The sequence below is a fragment of the Vibrio sp. 10N.261.52.A1 genome, assembly GCF_002876325.1.
GTDB classification, from domain to species: Bacteria; Pseudomonadota; Gammaproteobacteria; order Enterobacterales; family Vibrionaceae; genus Vibrio; species Vibrio chagasii.
The window spans coordinates 1-931 of sequence record NZ_MCYD01000049.1 but is presented as its reverse complement, the minus strand read 5'-3'; the positions used below and the strand labels follow the sequence as shown (position 1 = coordinate 931).

The window sequence follows — 931 nt, the reverse complement described above, 5'->3', positions numbered from 1 at the left end:
CGATATTGCGCAGCAAGTTGTCGTTGACTTAAAAGTCGATGAGTCGACAAATTGGTCCAAGACAAATAGCTACGGCTTTTCTGAAAGCGTTTCCACTGAGAATACGTTCAAATGGCCTTTTGTTGGCGATACTAAGCTCACCATCAAGTTTGAAGCGAATCAAAGCTTCGCAAACACGAATGGCGGCTCTTCAAGTGAGACGGTAACACTTCAGGCTCGTCCAATGGTTCCTCCTCACTCTGAGATCCCAATTAAAGTCGAGCTGTACCGTTCAACTATCTCGTACCCATACCAATTTAACGCTGATATTGCTTACGACGTGCAATTCAATGGTTTCCTTCGCTATAGTGGCAACGCATGGCATACGCACCCTGGAAACCGCCCGACTATCGGACATACGTTCACTATGGGTCGCGCGAGTGACCACTCTGCTGACATTCGTTACCAATGGGACCACCGCTACATTCCAGGAGAGACAAAATGGTGGGATTGGGGTTGGGCGATTAAAGAAGCCGGTCTGTCAAACATGCAATGGGCAACAAGTCATAGCTTACGTCCATTCCACTCTTACGTGTCGGGAGATTTTTACGCAGAATCTCAATACGCTGGTACAATCGAAATTGGCCAAGCTAAACCGCTGAATGCAGGTGGTCTGCGTTCTGAAAGCAGTATTGATGGCGAAAACCAAATAACTGAACAGCTTGGTAACATTGATGTAACGACCAACTTTGATGCTCAAGAACTGAGTGATCTAGGCTTTGAAGGCGCTGAGTTCAACGTTCGTTTAGCTGACTAATATAACCATCTACATACACGGTAATAGGACACCTGCCGTGTATGACGACAAAGCCCACGCTAATTTGGTCACAATAACCTAGCGCGGGCTTTCATACGTTCATCACGAAGCAGAACTAACTAAACCGGCTTTTCC

Annotated in this window: 1 protein-coding gene; it reads left to right on the top strand. The window is 46.5% G+C overall.

Annotated elements, in window-relative coordinates; all coding sequences use genetic code 11:
* Positions 1–796, top strand: a 796-nt coding sequence (locus BCT81_RS00670; protein ID WP_102422981.1) for an aerolysin family beta-barrel pore-forming toxin, incomplete at its 5' end; no start/stop codon positions are given.
* Between the last annotated feature and the right edge of the window lie 135 nt (positions 797–931).